Origin of the sequence: Streptomyces sp. NPDC001068 (assembly GCF_042897315.1) — a bacterium.
Classification (GTDB): domain Bacteria; phylum Actinomycetota; class Actinomycetes; order Streptomycetales; family Streptomycetaceae; genus Streptomyces.
In genome coordinates this window covers 1-19,661 of record NZ_JBIAYD010000018.1, presented here as the reverse complement: position 1 = coordinate 19,661, position 19,661 = coordinate 1, and the positions used below count along the sequence as shown (strand labels likewise).

General features: G+C 73.2%; 28 protein-coding genes. 2 read left to right on the top strand and 26 right to left on the bottom strand.

The genetic code is table 11. The features are described from left to right. Positions 1-82: 82 nt before the first annotated feature. Entirely contained in the window at positions 83-1,255 is a 1,173-nt protein-coding gene (locus ACFY3I_RS38230; protein ID WP_390865560.1) for a hypothetical protein, read from the top strand. A gap of 73 nt (positions 1,256-1,328) precedes the next feature. Here ACFY3I_RS38230 and ACFY3I_RS38225 read toward each other — a convergent pair whose 3' ends face one another. From ACFY3I_RS38225 to ACFY3I_RS38155, 15 genes are all read right to left on the bottom strand, one after another. Next, positions 1,329-1,553, bottom strand: a complete 225-nt coding sequence (locus ACFY3I_RS38225) for a hypothetical protein (RefSeq protein ID WP_390865559.1) — start codon at positions 1,551-1,553, stop codon at positions 1,329-1,331. A 51-nt stretch (positions 1,554-1,604) separates the two neighbouring features. Next, positions 1,605-2,189 (bottom strand): dCTP deaminase, encoded by a 585-nt coding sequence (gene dcd, locus ACFY3I_RS38220; RefSeq protein ID WP_390865558.1) that lies wholly within the window; start codon positions 2,187-2,189, stop codon positions 1,605-1,607. A 9-nt stretch (positions 2,190-2,198) separates the two neighbouring features. Next, entirely contained in the window at positions 2,199-3,245 is a 1,047-nt protein-coding gene (locus ACFY3I_RS38215; protein WP_390865557.1) for a hypothetical protein, read from the bottom strand. A gap of 50 nt (positions 3,246-3,295) precedes the next feature. Continuing rightward, complete coding sequence (locus tag ACFY3I_RS38210) at positions 3,296-5,092, bottom strand: hypothetical protein (protein WP_390865556.1); 1,797 nt, start codon at positions 5,090-5,092, stop codon at positions 3,296-3,298. A 268-nt stretch (positions 5,093-5,360) separates the two neighbouring features. Further along, positions 5,361-6,191, bottom strand: a complete 831-nt coding sequence (locus ACFY3I_RS38205; RefSeq protein ID WP_390865555.1) for a hypothetical protein — start codon at positions 6,189-6,191, stop codon at positions 5,361-5,363. 342 nt (positions 6,192-6,533) lie between these two features. Further along, positions 6,534-7,154 (bottom strand): hypothetical protein, encoded by a 621-nt coding sequence (locus ACFY3I_RS38200; RefSeq protein ID WP_390865554.1) that lies wholly within the window; start codon positions 7,152-7,154, stop codon positions 6,534-6,536. Between the two features lie 108 nt (positions 7,155-7,262). Next, positions 7,263-7,517, bottom strand: coding sequence for a hypothetical protein (locus ACFY3I_RS38195; protein ID WP_390865553.1), 255 nt, complete (start codon positions 7,515-7,517; stop codon positions 7,263-7,265). Further along, a complete protein-coding gene (locus ACFY3I_RS38190; RefSeq protein ID WP_390865552.1) occupies positions 7,514-8,341 on the bottom strand; it encodes a hypothetical protein in 828 nt (275 codons plus the stop codon). The genes ACFY3I_RS38195 and ACFY3I_RS38190 overlap by 4 nt, the downstream gene beginning before the upstream one ends. Beyond that, on the bottom strand, positions 8,338-8,694 hold the full coding sequence (locus tag ACFY3I_RS38185; protein ID WP_390865551.1) for an HNH endonuclease signature motif containing protein: 357 nt from the start codon (positions 8,692-8,694) through the stop codon (positions 8,338-8,340). The genes ACFY3I_RS38190 and ACFY3I_RS38185 overlap by 4 nt, the downstream gene beginning before the upstream one ends. Positions 8,695-8,815: 121 nt before the next feature. Next, positions 8,816-9,409, bottom strand: a complete 594-nt coding sequence (locus ACFY3I_RS38180) for a hypothetical protein (RefSeq protein WP_390865550.1) — start codon at positions 9,407-9,409, stop codon at positions 8,816-8,818. Positions 9,410-9,544: 135 nt separating this feature from the next. Next, positions 9,545-9,937: a hypothetical protein gene (locus ACFY3I_RS38175; RefSeq protein WP_390865549.1), complete on the bottom strand. Its 393-nt coding sequence runs from the start codon at positions 9,935-9,937 to the stop codon at positions 9,545-9,547. A 95-nt stretch (positions 9,938-10,032) separates the two neighbouring features. After that, entirely contained in the window at positions 10,033-10,581 is a 549-nt protein-coding gene (locus ACFY3I_RS38170) for a hypothetical protein (RefSeq protein WP_390865548.1), read from the bottom strand. A 74-nt stretch (positions 10,582-10,655) separates the two neighbouring features. Then, positions 10,656-11,108, bottom strand: a complete 453-nt coding sequence (locus ACFY3I_RS38165) for a hypothetical protein (RefSeq protein WP_390865547.1) — start codon at positions 11,106-11,108, stop codon at positions 10,656-10,658. Between the two features lie 224 nt (positions 11,109-11,332). Beyond that, positions 11,333-11,668: a hypothetical protein gene (locus ACFY3I_RS38160; protein WP_390865546.1), complete on the bottom strand. Its 336-nt coding sequence runs from the start codon at positions 11,666-11,668 to the stop codon at positions 11,333-11,335. A gap of 69 nt (positions 11,669-11,737) precedes the next feature. Continuing rightward, the gene (locus ACFY3I_RS38155; RefSeq protein WP_390865545.1) at positions 11,738-12,103 is read right to left on the bottom strand and encodes a hypothetical protein; all 366 of its coding nucleotides are present in this window, start codon (positions 12,101-12,103) and stop codon (positions 11,738-11,740) included. An 86-nt stretch (positions 12,104-12,189) separates the two neighbouring features. On the opposite strand from ACFY3I_RS38155, the gene ACFY3I_RS38150 reads away from it, so the two are divergent. Then, the gene (locus tag ACFY3I_RS38150) at positions 12,190-12,534 is read left to right on the top strand and encodes a hypothetical protein (protein ID WP_390865544.1); all 345 of its coding nucleotides are present in this window, start codon (positions 12,190-12,192) and stop codon (positions 12,532-12,534) included. A gap of 22 nt (positions 12,535-12,556) precedes the next feature. Here the strand turns inward: ACFY3I_RS38150 and ACFY3I_RS38145 are convergent, their stop codons facing one another. The 11 genes from ACFY3I_RS38145 to ACFY3I_RS38095 form a co-directional block, all read right to left on the bottom strand. Then, positions 12,557-12,766: a hypothetical protein gene (locus ACFY3I_RS38145; protein WP_390865543.1), complete on the bottom strand. Its 210-nt coding sequence runs from the start codon at positions 12,764-12,766 to the stop codon at positions 12,557-12,559. A gap of 89 nt (positions 12,767-12,855) precedes the next feature. Next, on the bottom strand, positions 12,856-13,269 hold the full coding sequence (locus ACFY3I_RS38140; RefSeq protein ID WP_390865542.1) for a hypothetical protein: 414 nt from the start codon (positions 13,267-13,269) through the stop codon (positions 12,856-12,858). Next, positions 13,266-13,559: a hypothetical protein gene (locus ACFY3I_RS38135; protein WP_390865541.1), complete on the bottom strand. Its 294-nt coding sequence runs from the start codon at positions 13,557-13,559 to the stop codon at positions 13,266-13,268. Before ACFY3I_RS38135 ends, ACFY3I_RS38140 begins: the two co-directional genes overlap by 4 nt. A 96-nt stretch (positions 13,560-13,655) precedes the next feature. After that, entirely contained in the window at positions 13,656-15,041 is a 1,386-nt protein-coding gene (locus ACFY3I_RS38130) for a DNA cytosine methyltransferase (protein ID WP_390865540.1), read from the bottom strand. 98 nt (positions 15,042-15,139) lie between these two features. Next, on the bottom strand, positions 15,140-15,700 hold the full coding sequence (locus ACFY3I_RS38125; protein ID WP_390865539.1) for a hypothetical protein: 561 nt from the start codon (positions 15,698-15,700) through the stop codon (positions 15,140-15,142). 93 nt (positions 15,701-15,793) lie between these two features. Further along, positions 15,794-16,171, bottom strand: coding sequence for a hypothetical protein (locus ACFY3I_RS38120; RefSeq protein WP_390865538.1), 378 nt, complete (start codon positions 16,169-16,171; stop codon positions 15,794-15,796). Continuing rightward, positions 16,168-16,692, bottom strand: coding sequence for a hypothetical protein (locus ACFY3I_RS38115; protein ID WP_390865537.1), 525 nt, complete (start codon positions 16,690-16,692; stop codon positions 16,168-16,170). Before ACFY3I_RS38115 ends, ACFY3I_RS38120 begins: the two co-directional genes overlap by 4 nt. Before the next feature lie 63 nt (positions 16,693-16,755). Continuing rightward, positions 16,756-17,595, bottom strand: a complete 840-nt coding sequence (locus ACFY3I_RS38110) for a hypothetical protein (RefSeq protein WP_390865536.1) — start codon at positions 17,593-17,595, stop codon at positions 16,756-16,758. A gap of 70 nt (positions 17,596-17,665) precedes the next feature. Next, positions 17,666-18,577 carry a hypothetical protein gene (locus tag ACFY3I_RS38105; RefSeq protein WP_390865535.1) on the bottom strand — a complete coding sequence of 304 codons (912 nt, stop codon included), beginning with the start codon at positions 18,575-18,577 and terminating at the stop codon, positions 17,666-17,668. Between the two features lie 130 nt (positions 18,578-18,707). Continuing rightward, positions 18,708-18,932, bottom strand: coding sequence for a hypothetical protein (locus ACFY3I_RS38100; RefSeq protein WP_390865534.1), 225 nt, complete (start codon positions 18,930-18,932; stop codon positions 18,708-18,710). Positions 18,933-19,030: 98 nt separating this feature from the next. Further along, positions 19,031-19,540 carry a hypothetical protein gene (locus tag ACFY3I_RS38095; protein ID WP_390865533.1) on the bottom strand — a complete coding sequence of 170 codons (510 nt, stop codon included), beginning with the start codon at positions 19,538-19,540 and terminating at the stop codon, positions 19,031-19,033. Positions 19,541-19,661 lie beyond the last annotated feature (121 nt).

Sequence of the window (19,661 nt, the reverse complement as noted above, 5' to 3'; positions counted from 1 at the left end):
GATGGGATGAGTTCTCGCGTGTGGTACAACTCGGGCGCCCGGACCTCCAGAGCGACCGAAGCGACCCAGGAGAGCAACGTCCATGAGCGAGCCCAGCGCCGATGCCCCGGCCGGGGAGAACGCGGAACAGGTGACCTGCAAGTTCCCCGGATGCGGGGACGAGCGGGAGCCGAAGAGGGATCCGTCGGCGCCCGGCCCGGCGCCGGAGTACTGCGTCCGGCCGGACCACAACGCCGGCAGCGCGTGGCGGGCGAAGCGCAAGATGGCCAGGGCCGCGGGCGGCGCGCCCGCCGTGGAGGAGCCGGAGACCGACAAGCCCGTCACGGACGCCGCGGTGAACGCGGTCAACGTCCGGGAGCAGGTGATCGGCCACGTTCAGGGGCTGCTCCGCGACCTGCCCCGGTACGTCGATCTGATGCAGACGATCAACGACCCGGAGGCGGCCGAGGCCCAGGTGCTCGCCGTGGAGAGCGAGGCCAACACCCGTATCGCGCAGGCCGAGGCGCGCGCGGACCAGGAGCGCTCAGCCAAGGTCGCCGCGCAGAACGCGAAGGGTGCGGCCGAACAGGAGGCGGAGGCCGCCAACCAGGCCGCGGAGCAGATGGAGGCGGAGCTCGAGGAAGCCCGCGCCCACTTCCAGGCCGAGGTCGAGCGGATCAACAGGGAGGCCAACGCCAGGGTCGAGGCGGCGGAGACGTCGGCGGAGGAGGCGCGCGCCGAGGCCAAGCGCGAGATCGCCGAGGCGAAGGCCTTGACCGAGACGCACGTCAACGCTGCCCGCCAGGCCGCGGCCGACGAGATCAACGCGATGCGCCGGCGTACGGCGGAGGAGGTCCAGGCCGCGGAGAACGCCGCCGGGGAGGCCCGGGTCGAGGCCGACCGCCGGGTCGCGGAGATGACCACGACGCTCGAGCAGGGGCAGGCGGCCGCCGCGGCGCAGGTCGAGGAGGCCAACGCGAGGGCCGCGGCCGCGGAGGCGCGCGCCAACGAGGCGGAGGAGAGCGGGCGGCAGGCCATGCGGAACGCCGAGGGCATGGTCACCGCGGCGAAGGACGCGGCCGAGACGGTCCGGGCCGGACTCGCCGCGGAGCTCGAGCGCACGAACAAGCGGCTGGAGACGCGCGAGACCCGAATCGACGAGCTGCGCAGCGAGCTGGACCAGGCGAAGGAGCAGCTCCGCGCGGCCGCGGACCGGGAGCGCGCCCTGGAGACTCGCGCGAGCGAAGCCGAAGCAGCACGCGACCGGAGCAAGTAACCTGCCAGGAGGGCCCGGTACCGCATCCCCCGTCGGTACCGGGCCCTTTCGTGTGCCAAGGGGCCGAAGGGACTCAGCCCGCGTAGTCGTGGCGGATCCGGTCGGCCGCGCTGCGGGCGGCGACGGTGTCGGCGGCCCGCTCGAGGGCGACGACGAGCGGGTCGTACGCCGCGGCGAGGACGGCATCCCGCACGAAGTCGTCGAACGTCTTCCCGGCGGCCGCCGCGGCGGTCTCCACCTGGGCGCGCTCTGCGACCGTGAGAGGCACTGTGGCGGCTTGAGACTGGGCGACGTCCATGCGGGGACCGTAGCAGCGCCCTGGGGGCCGCCAGGGGCCGTCTCGGGTGATCTACGTCGAGGGCAGTGCGGTGCGGTGGAAGTTCCGGCTCGAGCGGGACGCGGTCGGCCCGCTCTGTCCCTGGTAGCGGGAGCCGCACTCGGTGCTGCCGTACGGGTGCTCGGCCGGGCTGGACAGGGCGAACACGCACAACTGGCCGACCTTCATGCCGGGCCACAGCTTGATCGGCAGGTTCGCCAGGTTGGACAGCTCGAGCGTGACGTGGCCGGAGAAGCCGGGGTCGATGAACCCGGCGGTGGAGTGGGTGACCAGCCCCAGCCGGCCGAGGGAGCTCTTGCCCTCGAGGCGGGCGGCGAGATCGTCGGCCAGGGTGATGACCTCGTACGTCGATGCGAGGACGAATTCCCCGGGGTGCAGGATGAACGGTTCGTCGCCCTCCGGCTCGACGAGACGGGTGAGGTCGGACTGTTCCTCGGCCGGGTCGATGTGGGTGGCGCGGTGGTTCTCGAAGACCCGGAACTGGCGGGCTAGGCGCACGTCGACGGACGCCGGCTGCACCATCGCGTCGTCGAAGGGAGCGATGCCCAGCCGGTCGTTGGCTATGGCCTTGCGGATGTCTTTGTCGGAGAGGAGCACGGGCGCACCCTATGCAGGCGACGGCGGTAGCTTCCCGCGCTGGTCAGGTGCGGTTCCCGTGGCCTGCCGGTGCGCGAGGAGGGTACGGCGCATCGTCTCCCACCGGGTCGGCACGAGTTCCTCCTCCGGCGTCCCCTCGGCGTCCTGCTTGACCTGGACCTCGTCGGCGACGCCCTTGTACCAGCGGCTGATGCCGCGCCGGTCGATGGGGACGCCGGTGTTGGGGTGCCAGGCGGACAGCCACAGGTGCCGGGGCACGCCGCCCTGCAGCCGGGTCATCAGGCGGGTGCGGCGCTCGAGCCAGCCCTCAAGACGGCGGCCGGTGTCCGGGGACAGACCGACGATCTCGGGCTCGGGCATCTTCCCGCGCAGGCCGCCCTGGGGCTGGCGCACGATCGTGAGCGCTACGGGGGTCTTCCCCTCGATGACCATGTCCTCGACGAGCATGGACTCCAGCTCGCCCAGTCGCGGCAGGGCGTCCCGCATGACGCCCCACATGGCCAGGCCGCGGACGATGACGTCCGGCCGGTCAACCTCGGTCCACTGCTTGGCCTGCTCCTCCAGGTGGTCCGTGATGAGGTCGGCCTTCTTCGGGGAGACGGTGGGGCGCAGTCCCCACGGGGGAAGGTCGGGTGCCTCGAACTCGATCCGGGCCTGCTCGGCGATGATGCCGAGGCAGAAGATCCGGATGCGCTCCGAGGTGTCGTAGCTGGTGGGGTCGGTGGCGACTATGGGCGCGGTCCGCAGGTAGCCGCCGCGCCCGTAGAGCAGGTAGGCGTGCACGGCGTCCGGTGCGAGCAGCTCGGCGAGGGAGTCGCCGGCGGTCTCGGTCAGGCCGAGGGGGAGCGCCAGGGAGAGCTCGCCCGCGACCCATTCGAGTTGCTGCAGGCGGGAGTCCGACACGACGTCCTTGGCCTTGCGGTTGACCGTCCGGAACACGTCCAGGACCCGCTCGAGCTCGCGCAGCGCGGGCGCGGGCGCAGGTACTACAGAAAGGGCGGCCGCCTCGGTGGGGCGGTCGCCGCTTTCGCTGGGGTGACGAGCGGTCGAACTCATGGCACAAGAGTTTGCACGCTTTCCGCCCCGACGGATGCACTTGTGACGGACTAGTTGAGCAGGCCGCGGCGGCGCGGGGGGTTGATCGGCTCCGGCTCGTACAGGGCCAGGAGGACGGCCTCGGCCCGGTCGGGGGACTTCATGCCGCGCTGCTTCATCTGCTTCTTGGACTCGACGACGGAGTAGCCGCCGGCGTTCGACAGGAGTTTCGGGGTGGAGAGCTGCGCCGCGGTCTTCTTGTCGAAGCAGAACCGCAGGCGGCCGGTGCCGGTCGACGGATCCGGCTGCAGGAGTGCCCTGGTCGCGAGCCACATCTCGTCACGCTTGCGGTACGGGCGCATGACGGCGCCCGGGTCGTCCTGGGTGGGGTTCTCGGAGACCATGACGCCGACGATCTGCGCCTTGTGGCGGCCGGTCTCGGCCCAGCGCTCGAGCATGCCGGTCACGCCGTGGCCGATGCCGTTCTTGTCGACCTTGACGCGGACGGGGTGCGGGGAGCCCAGGGCGTCGGCCAGGCGCTGCGCGGCGAGGATCTCCTCGAGGACGCGTTCGGCGACCTTGACCTGGTTGTCGTTGGCGGAGCCGGCGGAGGCGTGCCGGTTCTCGACGACGTCCCCGACGGAGCGGGCGATGGTGAACTCATCGCCACCGTCGGCGGCGACGTCGACGCCCAGGCGGACCCAGGCACCCTCTTTCACGGTGTGCGTGCCGGTCTCGCCCTCGAGGCCGAGGTCGCACAGGCGGTGCCAGCCGGGACCGTCCGGGTTCGGGGCGCTCAGGGCGCTGTCGATCCAGGTGGGCGGGACGACGAGACCGCCACCACCCTTGGGGAACTTCGCGTACACCTTCGCGATGACGTACGGGTGATCTTCGCCGTACGAGCGGATGGTGCGGTCCACCCAGTCCTGGTCTGGCATGTGCCGGGCGAGGGTGTGCCGGTCGTGCGTGGAGTCGGGGCAGTCCGTGCAGTACGGCACCCGCTCCCCCGTGATCGCCGGGGAGTCGAGGGAGGAGATCGGCAGGGTGATGGTCGTCGGCTCGTCGGGGTCGTCGCCCTCGATGCACAGTTCCTCGAACCAGCTCGCCGGGTCGTCCATGGCCGGGTTGCCGATGGCCAGCATCGCCGCGTGGCCGCCGGTCAGGAGGTTGTTGGTGCCGTGGCCGATCATCGGGGCGATACCGCCCGCCTCGTCGACGATCAGGAGGATGTGGGCCATGTGGATGCCCTGCATCGCGGCCTCGTCGTTGGCGGGCGCGGAGAAGCCGTAGGCGGCGACGAAGTCGTGCCCCTGCGGGGTCGGCATCTTGTACTGGACGGTGTCGCAGGCTCCGGGCAGGCCGGCGCGGGGGACGACTTTCCGGATGTGGGGCCAGAGCTGCCGCTGGACCTGGCGGAAGCGGGTGGCGGTGGTGATGCACAGCGCGGTGCCGACCGGGTAGACGTTGACGAACCAGACGGCGGCGCGCGCGGCCAGGTGGGTCTTGCCGACGCCGAAGCCTGCGGGGACGGCGACGCGCTTGTGGTCGACGAGCGCGTCGAGGACCTCGCGCTGCAGGCTCCATATGGACTCGCCCAGGACGTCCTCGACGAAGCCCGATGGGGTGTCCCGCCACAGGCCGTACATGGAGCCGGTGGCCCGCTCCACTTCCCGCATGACGTACGGCCGCTCGCGGACGCTGATGTCGTACTTGAAGGCGTGGCGGCGGGCGGCGACGGGAGCGCGCAGCAGGATGTCGGCGACGTTGGCGGCGTCCCGGGAGACGACGCCGGGCTTCCGTGAGCGCTGCAGCTCCTCGCGTGCGGGGGCGACGCGGAGTCTCGAGGTGGGGGGCTGCGTGCGGGACATGCCGCGGAAGGTGCAGCGCGGAGGGATCTAGTGTCGCGGCCTGGCCGAACGGTCCATGCCCAGACCGTCGGCCAGGCCGCGGGATCCGGCACTCCTTTGGAGACGCCACCCGGGGAAGGGATCAGCGTGGGTGCCGGAAGTCTTGCCGGGGGCGGCCCTGCTCCGGGGAGGTGGAGCGGGGGCGCCCCCGGTCTTCGGGGGGTGCTGGCTGGAGCTGCTTTACCCGGGAGCGATTCGGGGTCTGTCAGCCAGCCACACCTGTAGTACGTCAGCCGAGGAAATCCGTTACACCCCTGAGCGGGCTCTGGGGCGCGATCCGCCACTGCGCCCAGTACTCGCGGCGCATGGCCTCGAACGGGCTCCCGTACCGGCGGCGGAGATCCTTCTCCAGCGCGGCCGTGTCGATCCAGTTGGCGCCGGGCGTCTTCTGGAACTTGATCGGCTCCGGCGGATAGATCAGCTTGAGCGGGCGACCCTCGGCCTCCCACTTCCGGATCGCGGCCTCGGCGGCAGCACGGAGCGCGGCATCCTGCGGCTTGGGATCGGCGGGCCCGAAGGTGATCGGGCCCATGGGGGCGGGGCCCGTCAGGACAGCGAAGTCGATGCCGGCCGTGATGAGAGTCAGCTTCCCGAACGCCTCGTCGGTGGCGGCCGCCAGGCGGGCCTCCTCCTCCCGGGTCAGCGGGACGCCCCAGCGGCGGGTGTCGAGCGGGACCACGTTGACGGAGAACGGCTCGAGCGGGCCACTGGGCTCCGACACGGTCCAGCCGAGGGGCTTGTACGCCTCCTTCAGCAGCTCGGTGAACGTGGCGCGCATCGTGCAGCCCATGCAGTCGCAGGGCTCCGGGGCGGGGCTGTCCTCCGCGGCCGGGATGTCGGCGGCTGGCGGGGCGTTGTACTGGGCGACGAGGTCCTGCTCCTCCTCGGCCGCGCGGATCGCCTGGCGGAGTATCTCGACCTGCTGCTCCACGGAGGCCCGCTCTGCCGGGGTGAGCCGGTACCAGGGCTTGGTGTCCATGCCCTCCTCGAGGAGGAGCCGCCGCTGAGTCTCGTAGTAGTGCCGGGTCAGGTGCGGCGGGAGCATCGTGCGCGTGGGCATGGATCGCATCGTCATGCCCGGGGGAACGCCAGGTGATCCGATTCTGTGACAGCCGCTCCCCTGCCGCTGCTGCTGCGCTTGTCGCCGCTCGAGCTCTAGCAAGCCCCAGCACCCGCCGATGCCTGAGCGAAGCGAAGGCATCGGAACAGACTTGATGGATGTACTTGATCTTCTTACTAAAGGGGCCCAGTTACCCGGGGGCCGGAACTCCGGCGACCGCTAAACCGGCGCCCGGTAACCCGTCTCCGGTGACCGGGGCCCAGGAACCCGTCCCCGGTATGACCTGCGGGGCGGGCAAAAAAGAACCGGCCCCGTAGGGCCGGTGGGTGGAGCTGGTGGGGGTCACATGCCGTGGCGCTTGCGGGCCGTCCGGCGCTGCTTGTAGATCAAGTCACGGTGGACGCCCGCGTGTTCGGCGATCCGGTCGGGCGACCAGCCGTAGGGCTCCTGCGACAGGGCGAGCACCGCCTCCTGCATGTAGCGCACGGCGACGTCCCGGCGGGTCCGGGCGGCGAACACGATCGGGGCCGTCTCCAGGAGCTTCGCCTCGGCGTTCTCGACGCGCTCGATGCCCGCCTCCTCCGCGGCCTTGACGAGCTCCTCGTTCGACAGGTTCGCCGGCAGGTCGCCCCGCTTGTCGCCGGTCATCATCTTCGCGAGGATCTGCCGGTAGCCGATGTTCGTCAGGCCCACGGTCTTCGCCAGGCCCAGGCGCTGCTCGTAGAACCACAGGTGCGCGAGCGCCCGGTCCCGGTCGCCGAGGTAGGCCGCGAGCTCCGCGTCCGCCTGCTGCAGGACTTCCGCGGCCTTGACGACCAGGGTGTCGGGGCGCGCCTTGGCGACCAGGTCCTCGGCACGCTCGAGGCCGAGCTCCTCGAGGACCTGGCGCTCGGCGTCACGGGCAATCTGCTCGTAGTCCGGGGCCGCGATACGCGGGCCGTAGGTGATCCCAGCCTTGGGCATGGTGGCTGTTCTCCGTTTCCGTGGCGCGGTCTTGCGCCGGCTGCGGCGACTGGGGAAGCCCCATCCCGCCGCAACGCGGAGAATAGTACACCCAGGTAAATCACCCTGTCAGGAGTGCCGCGCGGGCACGGGCACTGACCTGCAGCGGAGCACCGCGAACGCGATGCCGCCCAGGACCAGGACGCGGCCGCTGCCCTCGCGCATGTACTGCTGGCCGGGAGCTGGGTTGCGGGGAGTGTCGGTCGTCGCGATCGGCCCGTACCCGAGAGCCGGGCCCTGGGGGACGCGCGCGGCCCACAGCCAGACCGGGCCCAGGCGCAGGCCTCGAGGGGCGCGCATCGTGCGCTGCATCCGGGGGCTCATGCCTCGAGCTCCTTGCGTCGGGCGCGCCGTTCGGCCTTCGCCTGCTTGTAGGCGGGCCACTCGCTGCGCGGCATCAGAGCGAAGGCAGCCATGCCGTACCCGCCGATGACGAGCTCGAGGCCAGCCTTCGGACCCTTGGGACCGGCGCCGTGCCGCGCCCAGAACAGGCCGAGGATCGGCGTGTTCGTGCCCGGGTGCACGCGCCAGACGCCGGCGGTGAACCGGCCGACGTCCAGGAAGTGCGGCCGCTTGACCCACGTCAGCGCCACCCACACGGTGTACGCGGCCGTGACCAGGTACGACACGGGCCACAAGCACCAGGCGAGGGCGACGAGCACCACGTCCAGGGCGACGAGGGCCACGGTCACGGCACGCAGGGCGAGGCGTACCCGCTTCTCGGTCCAGAACGAGCGGGGCCTGTGGCACTGGCAACTCGCGTGTAGGTCGGCGCGGGTGGCGAGCTTGGCGAACATCAGGGTGCGAGAGGCGACCGTGACGGTGCAACCGATGCGGCTGCCGTCCCCGCCGAACGCCCAGCCCGTCGACACCGGCACGCGCCGGACGGTTCGCCAGCCTCCGATCGTGTACCGGCCGAACCGGTGGCCGAAGTCGCGGTACCAGCCGTGCGTGGTGTGGCAGCAGCCGGAGAACACGCCGAGGGCGACGGTGAACCCGAGGACCGTCGCAGCGAAGCCGATGATCTTCTGGCGGCCGTCGACGCTTGTGCGGATGGTCTTCGCGCGCAGCCGGTACTTGCTGCGCCACGTGGCGAGGTACCACTGGGCAGTCAGCGGGAACACGCGGGTGCGGCGGGAGCCGGTCATCGGGCGGCCTCCACGGTCGTGGAGCGCACACCGTCGGGGGTGAGCACGTAGTCCCGGCCGTCGGGGTAGCGCACCAGGACCTCGCCCGGCAGCTCCGGCCGGCGGACCTTCCAACCGTGCTGGTACGACTCCCGCGGGTTGTCCTCGAACCAGGAGTTGCACACCGTGCACACGAGCAGGAGGTTGTGCGCCTGGTTGATCCACGCCTCGCGGGCGCCGCCCATGCCGCGGTTCACGCGATGGTGGATGGTCAGGTCCTGCCGCCCGGCGCAGCGCACGCACGCGCCGCCGTCCCGGTCGTAGACGATCGCCTTCACCACGTCGGTGGGCCCGGTTCGCCGTCGTGCCTTCACAGCACTGGTCTCCTCGCCTGCCCCCGGGTGCCGGGCCGCGGTGTTCACGGCCCTGTGGGCGCACCCTGGGGCGAGGCGGGGAGAGTGGGCGGCGGCCGCGCCTTACGTCGCGCGGTGGCGGTCACCGGCGCTGGAAGTCGCGCCCCAGGTGGTGGAGGACCTGCCCGGCCGAAGCGTGCAGCCACTCGGCGAGGAACTCGGCGCGCTCCCGGCTGATGACCGCGGCGGGCAGGGCGTCCGGGGTGGCGCCGGCGGGGAGCTCCGGCAGACCGGTGGCGAAGAACCCCATGTGCCGGAAGTCCGCGCCCCGCACGCGGCTGAGGAGCAGCTCGGCCGCGGCACCGTCCCACGGGCCGACGGTGTGCAGCGGCGACATGGAGCGGTACGAGAAGTGCATGCGGCTGGACAGGGCGTCGGAGTTGGTCCGCGCGACGATCGGCCGGGTGTCGCGGATCCGGCCCAGAGTCAGCGGCATGGCCGGGTCGTCGACGGCGTGCTCCAGGAAGTCGGCCACGAAGTCGGCCAGGGGCGCCATGTCGCTGATGGTTCCGCCGTACAGCGGGGCGGCGACACCGCGGAGTCGTCGGGGCCGCTCGTCGACGCGGCGGGTCAGGCCCCGCGTCCAGACGCGGATCCCGCTGTCCAGGGCGTGCGCGAGAACGAACTCGCCGCCCTCTGCGACGGGGACGACCAGGACGTGCTTAGGGGTGGGCATCGAGGGATCTCCTCATGGGCGGCGGACGAGCGCGGCCCGGGGCCGGGCGCGCGCGGTCAGCCCGGTCGGAACGGGCTGCATCCCCGCCGCGCGGGGCCCAAGAGGGGGAGTCCGACGAGGTCTCCGAGGCAGAGCCTACCGAGGGCCGGGGGCAGCGGGCCGGGGAACTCGAGCGCCCGGGTCCCTCCAGGCGAGGAAGTCGACGAACGTCTGCAGGTGCGCCCAGGTCGGCGCGCCCAGGACGTCCTCGGCGAACCCGGCCAGGTTGTCCGCCCACAGGGCGTACGGGGTGCCGTTGTGCAGGTACGACAGGATCAGGAGGTCGCACACGACGCGGTCGTCGAGCCGCGCGATGGCGGCGCTCCGGTCGGCGGCGGGGGTCGCAGTCAGGCGGTGGAGCTGCTCCAGGCGGGCGGGCCAGTCGGGAACGGCCGTCGTGCGGGAGACCAGGCCGGAGTCGACGATGTTCCGGGCGCGGGCCGCGAGGCCGGCGATCCGGGTACGGGGCAGTGCGGCAGTCGGAGACATGACCGCGGACCGTACGAACGGGCGGGGCTTGCGTCGCGCGCTACGGTGCGCCGTGAGGTGACGTGACGCGAATCCGCAGCTCTGGGCGCGTCACGTCACCTCGCGGAGAGGCGACCGAACAGGCTGCGCCCGGCGGCGGGGCGGAGACCGAAGTGCCGTTCGGACTCGGCCTCGAGGTACGCCCGGCACGCCCGGAGGAACGGCAGGGTGAGGTCATGCGCCGCGGCGAGGCGCAGCTCCTCCGGGCCCGGGTCGGCGTCCAGGACGAGCGCGTCGACGAGCCGCTCGGAGTCGGCGACGACCGCGGCCGCGGCCTCCCGGATGGCCGTGTCGGAGTCGGCCAGCACTGCCACGTGCTGAGCGCGCAGGGTCTGCAGATGGGCGCGCGCCTGGTCGAGCGCGTGGGGCCGGGCGTCCTGCGGCAGGTGCGACCACACCATGACCATGGCGGCGATCTGGCCCGCGGCCGTGGAGAACTCGGTGTACGTCTCGGCGCGCCGCTCGTGCGTACGCCTCAGCGCCTGGCCGTCGACGACCGGCCCGGGGACGGCCGCGGCCGTCTGGGCGCGCACCAGGAGGTGGACCGCGATCCCGCCCGCGGTGGTGACGGCCAGGGCGGCGGTGAACGCGACGGTGGAGTCCATGCCGCCATTCTGCCGGGCAGGTGACGTGACGCGGTACGGACCCGGGCATCGCGTCACGTCACCTCGAGCCCGCATCAGCGGTGCGCGGCCAGGGCCTGCTCGAGCTCGTCGAGGATCGTCACGATGTCGTCGATCTTCACGTAGGAGATCCAGAACGTGACGGTCCCGTCGTCGTGGACGTCGAACTGGTACTCCGCGTACGTCTGCTCGTCCTCGTAGTGGTAGCTGCCTGGCTCCGCCACGGCGAACCCGCCGGGGCCCTCGTCGAACCAGTCGGCGCCCCACGTCTCCTTCATGGCCTGGCCGACCACGGCCTTGGGGACGCGTTCGAACTCGATCGTGGCGCGCCCGTGGTCGTCCAGGCACACCTTGCCCTCGCCCTCGCCGAGGGTCTTCCAGCGCAGGGTCGGGCCGAAGCACTGGCACTTCTCCGCCGGGGTGAGGGCGGGGAACGCCGCGGTGAAGGCCTGTTGTGCCGCGAACTGCTGGTCGTCCCAGCTCATGCGCCAGTCGTGCATTGCCTTCATGACGTGCGGTTGCACGCTGCTCCCTTCTGCCCGCGGCACGTGGCCACCGGTCGGCGGCCGCGGACGTGCGGCGAGCGGGAGCGCACCCTTCCTGATGTGGAGGTTTTGTGTCCGCTGCTGGGTTACTGGGCGGTCACCCTCGGCCGGCCGCGGGGCCTGGGGGCCGGACATGACTGCGCCCCGGCCGGGGAGTCGTCCGGCCGGGGCGCAGCAGTGCGGGGAGGTCAGCTCGAGGCGCCGCTGTCGCACTCGGGGTCGAAGATGTTGCACGCACTGCCGGTCGGGTCCGGGGGGAACGAGAGCGACGGGCCCGGGGTGGGCGAGCTGGACGGCTCCGGCGCGGACGGGGTCGCGCTCGGCCTGGGCGTGGACGTCGCAGTGTGCGACGGCTTCGGGTTCGGCTTCGCGTCCTGGTGGCGGTCGTGCACGCCGAGGACGCCGAACCCGACGGTGGCGGCGAGGTTCACCAGGAGCAGGGCGAGGATCGCGCGGTTGTAGCGCACACAGCGGTTGTCGGAGATCAGCTCGAGCTCGTCCGAGGCCGGGGCGGTGTCAGACACGGGGTTCCTTCCGTACGGGGTGGACAGGCGCGCGGACGGTGCCGGGCGCGGACGGCTTGTGTCGCGCGGTCACTTCTTCAGGGAGAGCCGCGGGGGCGCGGCGGGGGCCTTCGGCGCCGCTGGCTTGGGCGCGGCCGGGACCTTCGCGACGGGCGCCTTCGGCCGCGGCTGCGCGGGCCGGCGGGCGCTGCTCCCGGGATGCTTGGTAGTCGCCCCTGCGCCGTGGCCGTGGCCGTGGCCGTGGCTGTACGGGAGGCAGGTGTACGGGTCGACGGTGCCGACGGCGTACCCCGGGCAGCGGTGGGAGCTGCTGTCGCTGTCGTCGTCGGCGACCAGGGCGGCGAACAGCACCACCAGGGCGAACACGAGCAGGCCAGCGCCGAGGGCGACGATCAGGCGGGAGTGCTGCTCGGACTGCGGGCGGTGGGTCTTCACGGCGGGGCCTTCCAGGCGGACGGGTAAGGCCGCGGATCGTGGGGGCCGGGGGCGCCTTGCGTCGCGCGCTGCCTACAGTCGGAGGCATGGCAGATATCCCGGACGCGGTACCGGCCCGGCCGTGGCGCCCGGAGGACGGGCCACGCCCGGAGGTGTGGACCTGGCCCAGGACCGACCGCCCGGCGCTGCAGGTGATGTCCGGCGGGAAGTGGCGGCACGCGCCGGTCGTGGCGCGGCAGAACTGGGCGGACGGAACGGTCCGCTACCAGGTCGAGGTGGACCTGCACGGGGACACGACCGTGCGGATCATGGCGTACCAGTGGCCACAGCCGGGGTTGCGCGTGGCTCACCGGAGCGACTCCGAGCCATCCCAGGGCGTCGACGAGCGGCGGCAGGGGGAGATGCCCCGGCGCGGCCCTGCCGGGGGCTGACAGGGCCGCGGGGGCGTTCGGGCTACAGGCGGGGGAGCTGGAGCTCCGCGACGTAGACGTCGCCGTAGGCGGGCAGCGGGGTGTCGGTGAGCTCCACGCGGACGGCGCGGCCGCGGACGACGCGGTCGACGACGGCACCGGCCGGGGCCGTGCTGCGGACGACGATGCGCGCACCCGGGCCGAACAGGGCGGGGGCGTTGGTCACCAGGTAGGTGCGGACGGGGAGAGCCACGGCGGGCCCCTCTCGAGCGGGGGCGCGCCCCGTGTGGGCCGCCCTGTACCCCTTCCCCGCTCTGGGGGCCCGTCGGACAGGAGCGTCGGTTACGCGGCCGCGGTGACGTCCTGGCGCTCGAGGGCGGACGGGACGGCGCCGGGGGCGTGCTTGAGTGCCTGCCGGGTGGCGACCATGTCCGCGCCGTTGTCCCGGCACGCCTTCCAGTGCCCGTGTCCCTGCACGAACGCGGCCAGCTCCTGCAGCCGGCGCATGAGCCGGTCGAACTCGGCGGCGTCGGCGGCCGCCCACCCGGGCGAGGCTTCACGGCCGGGCCGCTCCCGTCCGCGGTCCGTCACCTCCGGCCATCCGTCGTGAGGTTCCCGGGACCAGGGGAGCCGCTTTTGCAGCGTGTGGAGCGCGGCGTACGCCTCGGCGAGCTCGCGCTGTGCGGCGACCAGGTCGGCGGGGAAGGCGTGCGGGTCGAACGGAGTCTCCTCCGGGGCGGGGGTGGGGGTGCTCATGCTTCGGAGGGTACGTCGGGGGTCTGACGCTCGGCCCGGACGGGCGCGGCGGGGACGCCGACGGTCACGGCCGGGGCCAGGTGCTCGACGATGGCCCGGCCCAGGCGCTCCCACACCAGCCGCTCGTACGCGGCGACGGCGGCCGGGTCGGTCGACATGGCGGCCCAGGCGTGCGGGTCCACGCACTCCTGCGCGCCGATCTCCACGCCGTTCACGGTGACGGTGGCGCTGAGGGTCACCGGGAGGGTGAACGGGGCGTACGGCGCAGCGTGGGGCGGTGGCAGGCTCATGACCGGGGGAACGGCGGATGGCGGCAGGCTGTTGCACGGGGCCGGGAACGACGGCGGCCCCCGCCGGGTGGGCGGGGGCCGGGCGGGGCGAGGGGGCTAGGTGACTAGGTCGTAGTCGTCCTGGGCGAGCATGTCGTCCATCTCGTAGAGCTGGGCGAGGTAGTCGCGCACCAGGGCCTCGCCGAGGGCGCCGAACATGCCGGACAGGACGATGGCGGCCATGACCGGGGAGACGACGTCGGCGGCCTGTTGGAAGGCGCTCGTGCGGCTTCCCTGCCACGGGTAGGAGCGGCGGAACCCGACGAGGAGACCAGCCTCCGACTCGGTGAGGCGCAGGCCGTCGCTCTCTCGCTTCCAGGTGCGGGACTTGCCGGTGAGGCACCAGGACGGGCCGTCGGCGGAGAAACAGTTCCCGCCCTTGGGGCGGCCGGTCTTCGGGTCGATGGGGCGGGTGCCGCGCGTGTTGACGCGCTCGCCGGGCTGCCAGCCGAGGGCCTGCGCCATGGACGTCGCGGGGAGCGGGCGGATGCGGCGTGTGATCGCGGGCGTGTAGGTGCGGGTGGCGACCATGTACACGCGCTTGCGGCGGGAGGGCAGGCCGTAGTCCGCAGCCTCCATGATGTCGTGGCTGGTGTAGAACCACTCGGCACACCGGAACTCGCCGGACAGGTAGTCGAGGATGTCCTCGGGCAGGTTGTGCGACTGCTCCATGGCCATCCAGCGGATCGGTGCCCCGGCGGCCTGCAGCGCGAGCGGCCAGATGACGACCTCGAGCATCAGGGCAATGCGGGGGTCGCTGACCTCGGCAGCCATCTCGCGGACCTCATCCCAGGTGGCACCAGAGCGCGGGGCGAAGGGCGCCATGCAACCCTCGCCCGGCTCGCACGGGCAGTTCCCGTCCTCGTCGTAGTCGTCCTCGTCGTGGAAGTCGAAGATTTCGTCGACGGGCAGGAATCCGGCGGCCTCGCCCACGTAGGCGATGGCGGTGCACAGGATGTCGATGTTGCGGGCCTCGAGACCGGACAGCTTGCCCGCCGGGGAGAACGTGGGGCACGGCGGGCTGATGATGACGGCGGCGGTGTAGCGCAGTGCGATGTGCTCGGGGTCCAGGGTGGTGATGTCGGCGCAGATGCGGCGGTGTCCGGCGGCGCGGGCGGTAGCGCAGGCGTCCGGGGAGATGTCCACTCCGCACGAGTCGACGGCCACGCCGAGGACGGCGGCGATGCCCTCGGACCAGCCGCCGGGACCGGCGAACAGCTCCACCACGCGGATCGGGTCGCCGGGGAGCGGGGCGAGCAGCCACTCGGCGGGCCACGGGTTGGCGGCGGCCTCCAGGACGGCGTACACCTTCGGCGGGATCGGCTTCCCTGCCTTGCGGGCGAGGGTGGCGACGTGCACGGCGGTGGCGACCGCTGGGGGCAGGGTCCGCATCTGGTGTTCCTCTTCTTCGTGGTCCGCGTCGGCGGCGCTCTCCACCAACACGCCGAATAGTACACCCTGGGCAATGCATGCGTGTGCGAACAGTAGAAACGCGCAACCCGTTGCCATGGGCTGCGCGTTCCTGGGGTTCCTGGGGTGTCTCAGCCGAGGTGCTGCGGTGCGCGCCGGACGATGTCGGCGACGGCCCGACCGAGTGCGACCGGGTCCCCCGTCGTCAGGCACTCGACCCTCAGCCGGCCGCCCCTCACCGCCTCGGCCAGGCGCCCCCGCAGCGTGGCCCGCGCCTCCTCCGACTGGCGCAGCCGCTCGCGGAGCTGCTCGGTCTCCCCGACGTCGCGCCGGGCACGCCCTGCCCAGTGCTGCGCGTCGTGGGCGCGGCCGACGAGCGCGGACCACGGGGTGTCGGCCGGTGCCCCGAGCGCCTCGGCGACGGCGACGCGGTGCGCCTCGTTCGTCTCCTCGGCCTCCCGGATCGCCGCGTCGGCGGCCTCCCGGTGCGCGGCCAGGGTCCGGGTCGTGGCGGTCAGGGACCGGCGGGTCTTCTCGCCCAGGCGCCGCTCCTCGAGGACGTACGCGGCCAGGAGGGCGGCCTCCTCCGGGGTGAGCTTGCCCCGCTTGAGGCGTGGCAGCAGCGCGTCGAACCCGGCGTGCCGGGCCTGGCGGTCGTGCCGGTTGGGCTTGGTGCGGGAGTGGCGGCTCACGTGGGGATCTCCTCGGAGGGGCGCTGCGCCCGACCGGGAAGGCCGGGCGCAGCAAGGAACGCGGGCGGGCTCGAGGCTGTTGCAGGGGGCCGGTCAGAACGTGGCGGCGTGCGCCTGGCCCTCGAGGACGGCGGCCGCCGCGGTGACGTCGTGCGCCAGGTCGACCCCGGCGCGCCGGAGGTCCTCGAGCAGCTCCCCGGCCGTCGGGTCGTGGCCCTGGTCGTGCGCGGCGATGTGCCCGGCGACCTTCGCGCGGACGGTGGCCAGTTCGGACTCGACGGCCAGGAGGCGGCGCAGGACCGGCGGCAGAGCCGTACGGCAGTACCGGCCGAGTCCCTCGGTCGTGTGCAGCCCTCGGAGGGTCTCGGCGTGCACCTCGGCGGCGTCCAGGGCCACGGCGAACGACGAGACGGAGGACGGGCGCAGCAGGGCGTCCAGGGCGGCCAGGTGCTCGGGCTCGGCGGGGATCATCGCGACCGCCACAGGGTGCACGCGGAGCAGACGTTCGGGCCGCACGGCTCGGTGCCGCAGCAGGGGGCGCACACCCCGTCGGGGGCGCCGCACGGGCAGATGAGCCGGAGGCCCACGGGCGTCAGGTCCAGGTCCTCCTCGTGCGGCCACATCGCCTCGTCGGGGAGGAACGACAGGACGCCGTGTTGGTCGACCTGCTGAATCATCGACAGCACGGTGCCCGGGTCGCTCGCATCGTGATCCGGCCACAGGGCGGCGATCTCGGCCGGGACCGGCTGCGGGAAGCGGCCCATGTCCCACCAGCGGGTCGGGAACCGGAACACGGTCTCGCCCTGGGCGGTGCGCACGGAGTGGTAGCTGAGTTCCCCGTCGCTGTCCCGGTACAGCGCCAGGTGCACGCCGGTGGGGTACTGCGCGCGGAGCGTCGCGGCGAGCAGCGGCAGCATGTCGCGGGCGACGGCGCGGGCCTTGTCTTCGGCGGCGAACAGGTCGGTGATCGGGGCCAGGTTGGCGGTGGTCACTGCGGGAGTGTCCTTCCAGGAGGGGGTGCGCCCCGTGAGCCGGCTGACGGGGCGCACCCGGGGTCAGCGGGCGAGCTGCGGGGCGAGGGACAGCAGGAAGTCGACGCCGACGCCGTGGACGTCGACGGACGTGAGCGTGTTGTCGTGGGCGCGGGCGGCCGGGTCCAGGGCGGGGGCGACGTGCCCGTACGGGCCGGACTTCTCGCCGAACGCCAGGCCCTTGCCGTCGAGCTGCTCGACGTGGCCGTGCCGGGCGAGGACGTTGGCCATGCGCCGCTCGAGGCGGCCGCGTATCCCGGCCGGGGTGATCGGGCGTCCGGGCGCGGCCTCGGGCAGGAAGTGGGCGACGGCCCGCTCGAGGGCGCGCACCGGGCCCTGGATCTGGACGGACGCCACGGGGTTGGTGCCGTGCAGGGTGGCCGAGTAGCGCAGCCCGCTCGAGGACCACACGATGCACGCGGTGTTCACCAGGAGACTGGCCCGCTCGTACGTGGCAGCTCCCTGGGCGCGCATCGCGGTGCCGATGTCGACGAGCGCTCCCCGGCGGGCGCGGGCGCCGTCCTCGAGGCCGTGGGCGGCTTCGTCGTCGAGGACGGGCAGGACCAGGCGCAGCACGTCGCGGGCGATGGCGGCCGGGGCCATGCGGTCGATGCGCAGGTCTGGGCGGGTCGGCTCGCGGTGCGGGAGCTGCCACCCAATCTCGGTGTCCCAGGTGCGCGCCACCAGGACAAGGGCGCGCTTGCCCTGGACCAGGCGGGCGCCGGGGTGCCGGGCGGTCCACCAGGGGGAGCACGGTTCGACGGTCCACGGAACGCCGGCTCGCTCTGGGAGGAGCGCGGCGACGTGCTCGGCGAGCGTGACGGCGGGGGAGGACGGGCGGGCCGGGGCGGTGACGGTGGTCATGTCGTGGTGCCTTTCGAGGCGGGCCGCGCCCCCAGCACGAGGGGCCGGGGGCGCGGCCGGGCGGCTGGGGTCAGATCAGGTGCGCGGCGGCGGCGAGCAGGAAGTCGGCGCCGACCGGGCCGACCTGGGCGCAGACGCGGGTGTCGTCGTCGACGACGTCGCCCAGCTCCGCGCGGGAGGGAAGCGCGATCCAGCCGTGCAGGTCCTGGTAGCCGCCGAACTCGACCTCGTCGGCGTCGACGGGCTGGAGCTGCGGGAAGCGGTCCGTCAGGTGCCGCGTGAACGCGCTACCGGCGTCCGTGGGGGTGTGGGTGCCCAGCGGGGGCAGCAGGACCGGCAGCGCCCCGTATAGGCCGCGCATGGGGCCCTCGTAGGTCAGGGTGTAGGCCGGGCCGCACCCGTGCGACCACACGCCCCACTCGGCGCCGCTCGCGGCCGTCCACGCCAGTCCGGGCCCGTCCGGACGCTCCATGGCCAGCGGGTGCCCCCACTCGTCCATGTGGTCGGCCTTCCGCGCCATCTGGCCGGGGATCTCTCGCGGCACGGGGTGCGCGCCGTGGTCGATGAGGCTGAAGCCGACGTCGATCAGGTGGGTGCCCTTCAACCGCAGGAAGCGCCGCCACTGGTCGGCGGGGTCCTTGCACCCGGCGGCGTCGGCCCGCATCCGTTCGGCGTCCAGCGTGGGGAGGATCCAGCGCAGCGCGCGGGCGGCCAGCGCGGCGACGGCGGAAGGGTCCGTGCCGTCGACGACGGCGTCCGGGGTGATGGGGAAGGTGTCCGGGCGGTCGGCGTACAGCTCGACGCGGTTGCCCTCCTCCACGACGATCAGCGCGCGGCGGCCGTCCGTCAGTCGGGAGGTGGCGACGTTGTTGCGGATGCCGTACGGCGCCGGTCCAATCCGCCAGGTGTTGCCCATGCGGGTGGGCAGGAGGGCGGCGAGCGGGGCGGCGGTGGTCGCGTGGGCGACTGCGGGCATGGTCACGGCGCGGTGTTCCTTCGTTCGTGGTCTGGTCCGGCGCGGTGCTCTCCGGCCGGGGCATTGGGTCCTGCGGGTGGGGCTTGCGTCGCGCCCCGGGGCGGCTCGTACGTCCGGGCCCCGGGGCGCGACCGCTCTACGGACGCTCGGCGTCGTAGTCGCGCTGGGCGCGGGCGAGGATCTCGTCAGCGCCCTTGTCCTGCTCGTCGGGCAGGCGGTCGGCGAGGTGCAGTAGGTCGCTGATCAGGTCGGCCATGGTCACGCCCCTGTGCGCGGCGGCGTACAGCTCCCATGCGGGGCGGGCGCCCTCGGCGAGCTTGGCGGCCGAGGCGGCGGCCGGGTCCTGGGCGGTGTCGTCCACGGGGGTGTTCCTCCGGTGTGTGGTCGGCCCGACGTGCTCTCGTCGGGGGGAACGCCGGGCGGGCGTGTGCTGTGACAGGCCCGCCCGGCGAGCGCTGGTCAGCGCTGGTTGCAGGGGCGGCCGTTGGTCGCGAGGACCTCGTCGGCCAGGCGCATGTGCTTCTGCCAGACCATCAGGACGGTGCGCAGCCACGTGTCGGGGGCGTCGGCCTGCATCTCGGTGTCCGCGTGGAGCTGCTCCAGCCGGTTGACCAGGTCCGTCTCACGGGCCGCGCGTTCGGCGTCGAGGGGGCGCAGCGGCTCGGGCATGGGGAGCGTGCGGCCGCCGAGGGGCGCCAGGACGTACTCGCCGAGGAGGGCGGGGAACCGGGTGCGCGGGCAGTCGACGGCGTGCTGCTCGGCCATGAACACCTCGGACGCGGCCGAGTCGGGGACCTGGGCGGGCGCGGTGGTCGCGGCGGCGTCCAGCTCGCGGGCGGCCTCGTCCAGGCACGCGGCGATGGCGAGGATGGCGGCGCGGATCTGGCCGTCGGCGAAGCGGTCGCGGGCGACGTAGGCGATGGTGCGGGCGCGCTGCGCGGCCTGGAGGTATGCGGCGGTGCTGGTCACGGTGTCTCGTCTCCGGTGTGTCGAGAGGGGGGCCGGGGCGCGGTGGGGGAGGGCCGCGCCCCGGCGGTTCAGGGGGTGGCTCAGGCGGCGATCAGCGCGGCGCGGATGGCCTTGTACTCGG

What these genes read in the sequence shown, in the direction of transcription:
- ACFY3I_RS38200 (WP_390865554.1), bottom strand. Translation starts at nt 7,154, where the DNA reads ATGCCCAAGGCTGGGATCACCTACGGCCCGCGTATCGCGGCCCCGGAC.
- ACFY3I_RS38170 (WP_390865548.1), bottom strand. Translation starts at nt 10,581, where the DNA reads ATGGACTCCACCGTCGCGTTCACCGCCGCCCTGGCCGTCACCACCGCG.
- ACFY3I_RS38150 (WP_390865544.1), top strand. Translation starts at nt 12,190, where the DNA reads ATGGCAGATATCCCGGACGCGGTACCGGCCCGGCCGTGGCGCCCGGAG.
- ACFY3I_RS38135 (WP_390865541.1), bottom strand. Translation starts at nt 13,559, where the DNA reads ATGAGCCTGCCACCGCCCCACGCTGCGCCGTACGCCCCGTTCACCCTC.
- ACFY3I_RS38215 (WP_390865557.1), bottom strand. Translation starts at nt 3,245, where the DNA reads ATGAGTTCGACCGCTCGTCACCCCAGCGAAAGCGGCGACCGCCCCACC.
- ACFY3I_RS38230 (WP_390865560.1), top strand. Translation starts at nt 83, where the DNA reads ATGAGCGAGCCCAGCGCCGATGCCCCGGCCGGGGAGAACGCGGAACAG.
- ACFY3I_RS38210 (WP_390865556.1), bottom strand. Translation starts at nt 5,092, where the DNA reads ATGTCCCGCACGCAGCCCCCCACCTCGAGACTCCGCGTCGCCCCCGCA.
- ACFY3I_RS38175 (WP_390865549.1), bottom strand. Translation starts at nt 9,937, where the DNA reads ATGTCTCCGACTGCCGCACTGCCCCGTACCCGGATCGCCGGCCTCGCG.
- ACFY3I_RS38190 (WP_390865552.1), bottom strand. Translation starts at nt 8,341, where the DNA reads ATGACCGGCTCCCGCCGCACCCGCGTGTTCCCGCTGACTGCCCAGTGG.
- ACFY3I_RS38110 (WP_390865536.1), bottom strand. Translation starts at nt 17,595, where the DNA reads ATGACCACCGTCACCGCCCCGGCCCGCCCGTCCTCCCCCGCCGTCACG.
- ACFY3I_RS38195 (WP_390865553.1), bottom strand. Translation starts at nt 7,517, where the DNA reads ATGAGCCCCCGGATGCAGCGCACGATGCGCGCCCCTCGAGGCCTGCGC.
- ACFY3I_RS38120 (WP_390865538.1), bottom strand. Translation starts at nt 16,171, where the DNA reads ATGATCCCCGCCGAGCCCGAGCACCTGGCCGCCCTGGACGCCCTGCTG.
- ACFY3I_RS38225 (WP_390865559.1), bottom strand. Translation starts at nt 1,553, where the DNA reads ATGGACGTCGCCCAGTCTCAAGCCGCCACAGTGCCTCTCACGGTCGCA.
- ACFY3I_RS38205 (WP_390865555.1), bottom strand. Translation starts at nt 6,191, where the DNA reads ATGCCCACGCGCACGATGCTCCCGCCGCACCTGACCCGGCACTACTAC.
- ACFY3I_RS38165 (WP_390865547.1), bottom strand. Translation starts at nt 11,108, where the DNA reads ATGAAGGCAATGCACGACTGGCGCATGAGCTGGGACGACCAGCAGTTC.
- ACFY3I_RS38140 (WP_390865542.1), bottom strand. Translation starts at nt 13,269, where the DNA reads ATGAGCACCCCCACCCCCGCCCCGGAGGAGACTCCGTTCGACCCGCAC.
- ACFY3I_RS38180 (WP_390865550.1), bottom strand. Translation starts at nt 9,409, where the DNA reads ATGCCCACCCCTAAGCACGTCCTGGTCGTCCCCGTCGCAGAGGGCGGC.